At 71.5% G+C, this 8,528-nt stretch carries 7 protein-coding genes; 4 read left to right on the top strand and 3 right to left on the bottom strand.

Features of this window, described 5'->3' with window-relative positions; all coding sequences use genetic code 11:
* Nucleotides 1–95: 95 nt before the first annotated feature.
* Together BCD48_RS39305 and BCD48_RS39300 are read right to left on the bottom strand one after the other, a co-directional pair.
* Complete coding sequence (locus BCD48_RS39305; RefSeq protein WP_071053478.1) at nt 96–887, bottom strand: enoyl-CoA hydratase/isomerase family protein; 792 nt, start codon at nt 885–887, stop codon at nt 96–98.
* A gap of 70 nt (nt 888–957) precedes the next feature.
* A complete protein-coding gene (locus BCD48_RS39300) occupies nt 958–2,193 on the bottom strand; it encodes an ABC transporter substrate-binding protein (protein WP_071053477.1) in 1,236 nt (411 codons plus the stop codon).
* A 382-nt stretch (nt 2,194–2,575) separates the two neighbouring features.
* Between BCD48_RS39300 and BCD48_RS39295 the strand changes: the two genes are divergently transcribed.
* Nucleotides 2,576–3,631 carry an NAD(P)H-dependent amine dehydrogenase family protein gene (locus tag BCD48_RS39295; protein WP_071053476.1) on the top strand — a complete coding sequence of 352 codons (1,056 nt, stop codon included), beginning with the start codon at nt 2,576–2,578 and terminating at the stop codon, nt 3,629–3,631.
* A gap of 302 nt (nt 3,632–3,933) precedes the next feature.
* Nucleotides 3,934–4,737: an enoyl-CoA hydratase/isomerase family protein gene (locus BCD48_RS39290; RefSeq protein ID WP_071053485.1), complete on the top strand. Its 804-nt coding sequence runs from the start codon at nt 3,934–3,936 to the stop codon at nt 4,735–4,737.
* 167 nt (nt 4,738–4,904) lie between these two features.
* On the opposite strand, the gene BCD48_RS39285 is transcribed toward BCD48_RS39290, so the two are convergent.
* Nucleotides 4,905–5,663 (bottom strand): FadR/GntR family transcriptional regulator, encoded by a 759-nt coding sequence (locus tag BCD48_RS39285; protein ID WP_071053484.1) that lies wholly within the window; start codon nt 5,661–5,663, stop codon nt 4,905–4,907.
* A 268-nt stretch (nt 5,664–5,931) separates the two neighbouring features.
* Here BCD48_RS39285 and BCD48_RS39280 point away from each other — a divergent pair, with 268 nt between their 5' ends.
* Both BCD48_RS39280 and BCD48_RS39275 read left to right on the top strand, forming a co-directional pair.
* Nucleotides 5,932–7,113: an amidohydrolase family protein gene (locus tag BCD48_RS39280; protein ID WP_071053475.1), complete on the top strand. Its 1,182-nt coding sequence runs from the start codon at nt 5,932–5,934 to the stop codon at nt 7,111–7,113.
* Nucleotides 7,110–8,399, top strand: coding sequence for an acyl-CoA dehydrogenase family protein (locus BCD48_RS39275; RefSeq protein WP_071053474.1), 1,290 nt, complete (start codon nt 7,110–7,112; stop codon nt 8,397–8,399). The genes BCD48_RS39280 and BCD48_RS39275 overlap by 4 nt, the downstream gene beginning before the upstream one ends.
* Nucleotides 8,400–8,528 lie beyond the last annotated feature (129 nt).

Below are 8,528 nucleotides of genomic sequence, written 5' to 3'. Positions count from 1 at the left end.
AGCATTTTCGCACCTCCTTTGGCCCTCTAGTGCTTCCGGTGACAGGGGCCTCCGGAGGTGCGAACGAAGAGCATTTTCGCACCTCCTTTGGCCCTTTAGCTGCCAGTAAAGCGCGGGTCGCGGCGCTCGAGGAAGGAGCGGATGCCCTCGGCCATGTCCTTCGTCGTGTAGGCGATGTGCTGGGAGCGGGCCTCGTCCTCGACGGCCTGCTCGAAGGTGAGCGAGCCGCTCGCGTCGAGCTGGCGCTTGATGAGGGAGAGCGTCGTCGTCGGCCCGGCGGCGAGCCGGCGGCCCCAGGCGGCCGCGACCTTCGGCAGGTCGTCCGCCGGGACCACCTCGTTGACCATGCCCCAGGCCAGCGCGTCGCCCGCCTCGACGATGTCGCCGAAGAACGCGATCTGCTTGGCGCGGCGCAGCCCGACGTGGCGGGGCAGCGTCCACGACGTGCCGCCGTCGAGCGCAAGGCCGCGCCGGGCGAACACCTCGCAGAACCGGGCCTGCTCGCTCGCGACGACCAGGTCGCACGCGAGCGCGAGCCCCAACGCAACCCCCACGCACACCCCGTCGACGGCGGCGAGCGTCGGCTTGGGCAGCCGGTGCAGCCGGTTGATGATCTCCCCGACGATCCGCATCTCATGAAGGATCGGCTGCCGGCCGTGGCCGGTCAGCCCGCTCGTGTTCCCGCCCGGCGACAGGTCCGCGCCGGACGAGAAGTTGCCGCCGGCGCCGGTCAGCAGCAGCGCCCGGTCCTCCGGGTTCACCGCGACCTCGGTGAGGATCCGGTCGAGGTCGCCCCAGTTCTCCGCGTTCAGCGCGTTCTTCTTCTCCGGGCGGTTGAAGGTGACGGTGACGAGACCGTCGTGCCGCTCGACGAGCGTGGACGCCATCAGGGTCCTCTCCAGGTCTTCTCGGTGGGAGCCAGGGGCTGCCGGGGGTCTGTGGAAGCCGGGGCCTGTCTCAGTCCTCGATCGGGGACACACCGGCCGGACGGTAGGGAAGCGTGGGCTGGCCCTTCGCGTCCAGTGTGGTCAGCAGCGCGCCGCGCACGCAGACCGCGGGCGTCAGCGGAACCGCCTTGCCGTTGCAGCGGAAGTTCAGGCCTGGCCCCGCTGGCACCGGCTTGGACGGCATCGAGTGAAGCTTGTCGGCGATGACGGTCGGGGTCAGCTCGCCGGTGAACCCGTCGAGCGCCTCCCGCAGCCCCATCATCGTCATGTAGATCGTCAAACCCATCGAGTTGGACAGGTCGATCTTTCCCTTGGCGTAGGTGTCGACGATGGCGTGCCACTGCTTGATGTCGGCGTTGCCCGTGTCGCCGTCCGCGACCGGCGTGGACAGGACCACGCCCTTCAGGTAGGAGCCGACCGCCTTGCGCGTCGCGTCGGTGATGCAGCTGTACAGAGCGCTGATCGGCCCGGTGAAGTTGATGGCACGCAGGCCCTGGAACGCGGCGATGCAGAAGCTGTCATTGCCGATGACGTGCACCTCGGTCTCACCGGTCTTGATGCTGGCCAGCTGCGGGGTCATGTCCGCGGTGCCCGGCGGGACGGGGATGACGGTCAGGTCGATCCCCGCGTCCTTGAAGACGGCCTTGCCGACCGCGTCGTAGAAGGCGGTGGCCTGCGGCACGTCTATGACGACAACGGCCACCTTGGTGAGCTTGTTCTCCTTGGCGACGCTGATCGGCTGGTCCGACAGCCCGGCCGACGGGCTCACCATGACGAACGTCCGGTCCTTGTCGAGCAGCGCGTTCTGCTCGGTGGTGCCGTAGATGAACATCGGGATGTCGGCGTCGTGCAGCGGCTTCCACACGTTCCCGAGGCTGGACGTCTCGCCGAGCACGGTCACCGCCACGTTCGCCTGGACGAGCTGGGCCGCGCAGTCGGCGGCGGCGCCCGGGTCGGAATGCGTCTCGCAGGTCACCAGCTGGATGGGCCGCCCGCCGAGGCCGCCGCGATGGTCGTTGAGGAACTTCGTGACCGCGTCCGCGGCGGACAGCTGGATGGAGTTGTCGAGGGCTGGCGCCTTCCCGTCGCTGATCACGCCGACCTTGACGGGGGTGCCGCTGGCCGGCTGCGCCGGGCCCAGAGCCGCGGCGTCGGTCGGCACGGCCGGCGCGGCGTCCTTCCCGTCGTCGCCGCCGCAGGCCGCCGCCGAGACCGCGAGCACCGCGGCGGCGGCCACAGCCGTCATCCACCGGGGCCCGCGCCTCCGGCGCGGCCGGGGCACGTCCCTCGCTAAGTCACCGATCGTCGAGGAGTCGTCCATGGCTTGTCCCTTCGGGGTCGACGGTGCGCGGCGCTGACCGGCGCGTCCCCCCGGTGCCGGGCAGACGCGGCCGCCCCCGGCCGGGCGGCGTCTCTCCGTGGGTGCACCCGAGCCGGCCAGATACTATCGAGACGCCGTCTTACTATCTAGATGTTTTGCCGATCCTCCGCACCCTGGCCTGCTCCGGACCGCGCAACCCCGTCGTTGCGCGCGCCGTTAGATCTAGATATTTTCGAGCGAGCCGGACCGGCAGGCGGCGCGGCGGAGTGACCTGGGAACAGAGTGGCCCGGGAGCAGGAGGTGGGCGGTGCTTCGCGTCGTGCAGTGGGCCACCGGAGCCGTCGGACGGCATGCGGTGCGGGCGGTCCAGGCCCACCCCGACCTCGAGCTGGCCGGCGCGTTCGTCTACAGCGACGCCAAGACCGGCCGTGACGTCGGCGAGATCGCCGGCCTCGGCCCCATCGGCGTGACCGCCACGAACGACCCCGACGAGATCGTCGCGCTCGACGCCGACTGTGTGCTGTACATGGCCCAGGGCGAGATGAACCCGGCGGGCGCCCTGGACGACATCTGCCGGCTGCTCGCCGCCGGCAGGAACGTCGTCTCCACGGCGGTCACCAGCCTCATCTACCCGGCGAGCCTGGAGCCGGCGGTCGCCGCGCGGCTGGAGGAGGCGTGCGCCGCGGGCGGGACGTCTTTCCACGCGACCGGCATCGAGCCCGGCTGGGCCGCGGAGGTGCTGCCGCTGACGATGTCGGCCCTGTTCGAGCGGATCGACACGCTGCTGGTCCAGGAGCTTCTCGACTACTCGTCCTACGACAGCCCCGGGATGATGTTCGACATCATGGGGTTCGGCCGGGCGCCCGACGCTCCCGTGCCGCTGGCGGATCCGGTGCTGGCCGGTTCCGTGTTCCGCGCCCCGCTCCTGCTGGTCGCCGAGGGGCTGGGCGCCACGATCGACGACTTCGTCTACGACCGCCAGGTGGCGCTCGCCGACAGCGGTTTCGACATCAAGGCCGGCCGCGTCGAGGCCGGAACTGTAAGCGCCCAGCGTTTCTCGGCCACCGCCGTCATCGGCGGCCGCCCCGCGCTGACGGTCGAGCACATCACCCGCGTAGGCGAGGGGCAGGCTCCGGACTGGCCCACCGGCCGCGGCTGGAAGGTCACCGTCGAAGGCAGCCCCTCGATGGTGCTGGAAGCCAAGATCGCCATCCATGGCGAGGACGAGAACGACCAGGGCTGCCTGGGCACCGCCATGCACGCCGTCCACGCCATCGCCCCGGTCTGCGCGGCCGCACCTGGCATCCGGACCTTCCTCGACCTCCCCATGATCAAGGGCCGCCACGTCTTCTCCCAGCGCTAGGGCACTGAGCGCCCCAGCGGCCTGGTTCCGGGTTGAGGTGTATGGCCGGCGCGGGTCTGGGTCGGGGTCGGGAGGTGGTCGCGTTGGTGGTGCGCCAATGCGCTGTCGCTGGCGGTGGCTGGGCTGAGTTGACGGCTCACCAGGACGAGGCGCGCCCGACGGTGTCGCTTGACAGTTAGAACCGTGAGATTTCCAGGCCGTGGGGCTGGTCCACGAGTCCGGCCGGACCGGGTGGGCGACGGCGGTCTCGTCGCGGACTCGCGAACGGACCCGACGACGTAACGATGCGGGAGGCTGCCGCCATGGGATACGAGACCATCCAGTACGAGGTCCGCGACCGGATAGCGACGATCACGTTCGACCGGCCGGACCGGCTCAACGCCCTCTCCCCCGAGATGATCCGCGAGCTGCGGCAGGCGTACACGGACGCCGAGGCGGACGACGACGTCTGGATTCTCGTCGTCACGGGCAACGGGCGGGCGTTCTGCGCCGGCGCCGACGTCACCGAGATCCCGGACGACGGCCGGGTCGTCTATGACGAGCCATATCTGTCGACGTTCCCGCAGTGGGAGGCGCCGCAGGAGGGCACCCCGCCGTTCCGGACCATGACCAAGCCGATCCTCACCGCCGTCAACGGGCTGTGCTGCGGCGCGGGGATGGACCTCGTCACCACCGGCGACATCGTCATCGCCTCGGACCGGGCCGAGTTCTTCGACCCGCACGTCAGCATCGGCCTCGTCTCGGGCCGCGAGGTGGTCCGCCTGGCCAGGGCGCTGCCGACGAACATCGCGATGCGGATGGCGCTGATGGGCCGCCACGAGCGGATGAGCGCGGCGCGCGCCTACGAGCTGGGGCTGGTCTCGGAGGTCGTCGAGCACGACCGGCTGCTGGAGCGGGCCTTGGAGCTCGCGGCCATCGTGTGCCGCAACGCGCCGCTGGCCGTGCGCGGCACGCGCCTGGCCATCCGCCAGGGCCGCGACCTGCCGCTACGCGAGGCGGAGATCATGGGCGAGGCGTTCCGGGAACGGGTCGTACGCACCGACGACGCCAAGGAGGGCCCGCGGGCGTTCGTCGAGAAGCGCCAACCTGCCTGGAAATGCCGGTGACGGCTCCGCCGACGACCACGATCGTCTTGACGGCGGCGGAAGCGGAGGTGGGCTCCGGTGCCGGTGCCGGTGCCGGTGCCGGTGCCGGTGCCGGCGTCGGCGGCGGCGGCGTGGTGACGGCCAGTCCCGTCATGAGCGCCGCCGGCCCGGCGGCGCGCCCGGCGCCGTCAGTAGTGGTGGACCAGGTCGACGACCGTCCCTGCCTGGGCGCCGAGCATGACCTTGTCGACGACGGCCATGTGCGACCGCCAGTGCTCCTCGGCGGCCTGGCCGTCGCCGGCCTGGATGAGCTCGACGAGGCGCCGCTGGGAGCGCACGCCCCGCCGCCGGGTGGCCAGGGAGCCGGTGGTGTCCTCGGCGCGGCTGAGCGCGGTGACGGCGCGGGCCACGATCTCGTTCAGCATCTCGGCGACGATGGTGAGCGTCTGGTTCCCCGCCAGTGCCAGCAGCCTCTCGTGGAACTGGGCGTTGGCCCGGCCGAACTCGTCGGGATCCGCGAGCGACTCCTCCTCCCGGTCGATGAGCCCGCCGAGCTCCGCGCCGGCCGCCTGCCGCTGTGGCGACTGCGCCAGGCGCCGGGCCGCGAGCGGCTCGAGCAGCGTGCGCGCCGCGCAGACATCCATGAGCGGCACGCCCCGGGCCTGGAGCAGCAGGGCGGCCGTACGGGCGGTGAGCCGCTCGTCCGGCTGGCGCACGAAGATCCCGCCGAGAACGCCACGCTCCACCGAGATCAGGCCCTGGGCCTCCAGGATGCGCAGCGCCTCCCGCAGCGACGGCCGGGACACACCGAACCGCTCCACCAGTTCCGGCTCGCGGCCGATCAGGTCTCCGTCGGCGAGCTCGCCGCTGACGATGAGCGAGCGGATCTCGTCGGCGATCTGCTGCGGCTTCTCCCGAGGAGGGCGCGCACCTTTCTTCGCGACCACGAACACTCCCAGGCTGATGCGGGTAGGCGAGGCAGGGTGGTCCGACCAGCCCACCGGGGTCTGTCTCATCGTGTCACGCCCGCCGCCGGGCGCCGCCCGACGATCCGCCATCCGGACCGCCTCGCGGAAAGGGCAGCCGATGGCGGCCACGCCAGCCGCGCCGTTCCCTTCCGGGCTGGCCGACCAGAGCGCGTCAGCGTACAGTCCCAGTTGTTGGAAAGCCACACTTTTCCTGAATGAAAGCACCACTTCCCAGCTGAGGAAGGCAATGACGAGCTCGAAGCCAATCGACGCCGACAACCACTACTACGAGCCGCTCGACGCGTTCACCCGTCATCTCGACAAGAAGTTCGCGCAGCGCGGGGTCCAGGTCGTCCAGGCGGGCCGACGCACACAGTTACTCATGGGCGGGCAGGTCAACCGCTTCATCCCGAACCCGACGTTCGACCCGATCATCGTGCCCGGCTGCCTGGACCCGCTGTTCCGCGGCCAGATCCCGGACGGCGTCGACCCGCGGTCGTTGATGAAGGTCGAGCCGCTGCGGCCGGAATACCGCGACCGCGACGTGCGCGCGGACCTGGTCGAGCAGCAGGAGCTCGGCGCGGTGCTGCTGTTCCCGACGCTGGGCTGTGGCGTCGAGGAGGCGCTCAAGGGCGACATCGAGGCGACGATGGTGAGCCTGCACGCCTTCAACCGCTGGTTGGAGGAGGACTGGGGCTTCGACTACCGCGACCGGCTGATCGGCGTGCCGATGCTGTCGCTGGCCGACCCCGCCGCCGCCGTCGCCGAGGTCGACCGCCTGCTCGCGCGCGGCGCGCGCATGGTCCACGTCCGCCCGGCGCCGGTCCCCGCGCCCTACGGCAGGTCGCGCTCGCTCGGCGACAAGCTGTACGACCCGGTCTGGGCCCGGCTCGCCGAGGCGTCGATCCCGGTCGCCTTCCACCTCGGCGACAGCGGCTACGAGGCCTCCACCGGAGCATGGGGCGGCACCGAGCGGTTCCAGGGATACGGCCAGATCAGCGTGCTCACCCGCGTTCTCGTCGCCGACCGCGCCATCCACGACACGCTGGCGTCCCTCGTCGTGGACGGCGTTTTCACCCGCCACCCCACCCTGCGCGTCGCCAGCATCGAGAACGGCTCGGACTGGGTCGCGCTGCTGGTCAAGCGGCTGCGCAAGCAGGCGAACCAGACGCCCTGGGCCTTCGCCGAGGACCCGCTCGACGTCCTCCGCGCGCACCTGTGGGTGACGCCCTACTACGAGGAGGACCTGCGCAAACTCGCCGACCTCATCGGCGTCGAGCGCATCCTGTTCGGCTCCGACTGGCCGCACGGCGAGGGCCTCGCCGAGCCGACGGACTTCTACAAGGAGCTCGACGGCTTCACCGACGACGAGATTCGCAAGATCATGCGGGACAACTGCGTCGACCTGCTGGGGGCCAGCCACTCATGAGCACCGCCGCCGCCGCCGACGAGGACTCCCAGGCCGGCCCGCGGGCCGAGGTCCAGGCCTGGCTCGCCGAGCACTGGGACCCGCAGCTGTCCGTCGAGCAGTGGTGGCGACTGGTCGCCGCCGCCGGGTGGACCGCGCCGCACCTCACCGCCGAGCAGGGCGGTCGCGGGCTGCCGCAGCGGGCCGGGCGCGCGGTGCGGGCCACCTTCGCCGCCTTCGGCGCGCTGCAGCCGCCCGGCGGGCTGGGCCTGCTGATGGCGGCGCCGACGATACTCACGGTGGGCACGCCAGAGCAGATCGCCCGGCACGTGCCGCCGATCCTCGAGGGCCGGCTCGCCTGGTGCCAGCTGTTCAGCGAGCCCGGCGCCGGCTCCGACCTCGCCGGGCTCACCACCCGCGCCGAGCGCGACGGCGACCGCTGGATCATCAACGGCCAGAAGGTCTGGAGCAGCCAGGCCCGTGAGGCCGACTACGGCATGCTGCTGGCCCGCACCGACTTCGACGTCCCCAAGCACGCCGGCATCTCCTGGTTCGCGCTGAACCTCGACCAGCCGGGCGTCACGATCCGCCCCCTGCGCGAGATGACCGGCGACGCCGTCTTCAACGAGGTCTTCCTCGACAACGCGGTCGTCGCCGCGGACGACCTCGTCGGCGGCGAGGGCAACGGCTGGATGGCCGCGAACACGACGCTGCACTTCGAGCGGACCGGCATCGGCGCCGGCGGCGCCCACGCCGGCTTCCCACCGCCCGGGCCCAAGGGCGGCGTGCTCGGCATGAAGGCCGGCGACGCGGCGCGGCTGCGCCCGTCGGAGGGCATGGTGGTGACGTTCGCCGACCTGGTCGAGCTCGCGCGCGAGCACGGCAGGGCCGACGACCCGGCGATCCGCCAGAAACTCGCCCGGCTGCACTGCTACCTGCAGGTCGGCCAGTGGAACGCCGTCCGCGCCAGGGCCGAGGCCGCCGCCGGCGACGCGGCCGCCGGCGCCTCCGTCGCGAGCACCGGCAAGATCGCGCAGACGAGGATCACCAAGCTCTCGGCCGAGATCGGCCTGGACATCCTCGGCGCCGGCGGCCTGCTCGCCGGGCCGGATGCCGCGGCGGACGGCAAGTTCGCCAAGGCCTTCCTGTTCGCCCGTGCCTCCTCGATCTACGGCGGCACCGACGAGATCCAGCGCAACATCGCCGCCGAACGCACCCTGGGCCTCCCCCGCGAGCCCAGCCCCGACCGCAAACGCCCCTACCGCGAGGTGCTCCACGGCCTGGCCCGCCGCGACGACGCCTCCTGAGCGGCGCCGTCCCGGGTTTCGTGTTGGATGGCCCAGTCCAGAGACTGGGCCATCCAACACGCTTCACTGGTGGCTTGCCGGATCGCGTCAGATGGGCAAGTCCATAGACAGGGTGATCTGCCACAGTTC

Source organism: Pseudofrankia coriaricola, from assembly GCF_001854805.1.
Classification (GTDB): Bacteria; Actinomycetota; Actinomycetes; order Frankiales; family Frankiaceae; genus Pseudofrankia.
This window is presented reverse-complemented; position numbering and strand designations above follow the sequence as displayed.

Bases quoted from the DNA above. Each gene is read 5' to 3' on its own strand.
- BCD48_RS39305 (WP_071053478.1), bottom strand. From the start codon at position 887: ATGGCGTCCACGCTCGTCGAGCGGCACGACGGTCTCGTCACCGTCACC.
- BCD48_RS39300 (WP_071053477.1), bottom strand. From the start codon at position 2,193: ATGACGGCTGTGGCCGCCGCCGCGGTGCTCGCGGTCTCGGCGGCGGCC.
- BCD48_RS39290 (WP_071053485.1), top strand. From the start codon at position 3,934: ATGGGATACGAGACCATCCAGTACGAGGTCCGCGACCGGATAGCGACG.
- BCD48_RS39280 (WP_071053475.1), top strand. From the start codon at position 5,932: ATGACGAGCTCGAAGCCAATCGACGCCGACAACCACTACTACGAGCCG.
- BCD48_RS39275 (WP_071053474.1), top strand. From the start codon at position 7,110: ATGAGCACCGCCGCCGCCGCCGACGAGGACTCCCAGGCCGGCCCGCGG.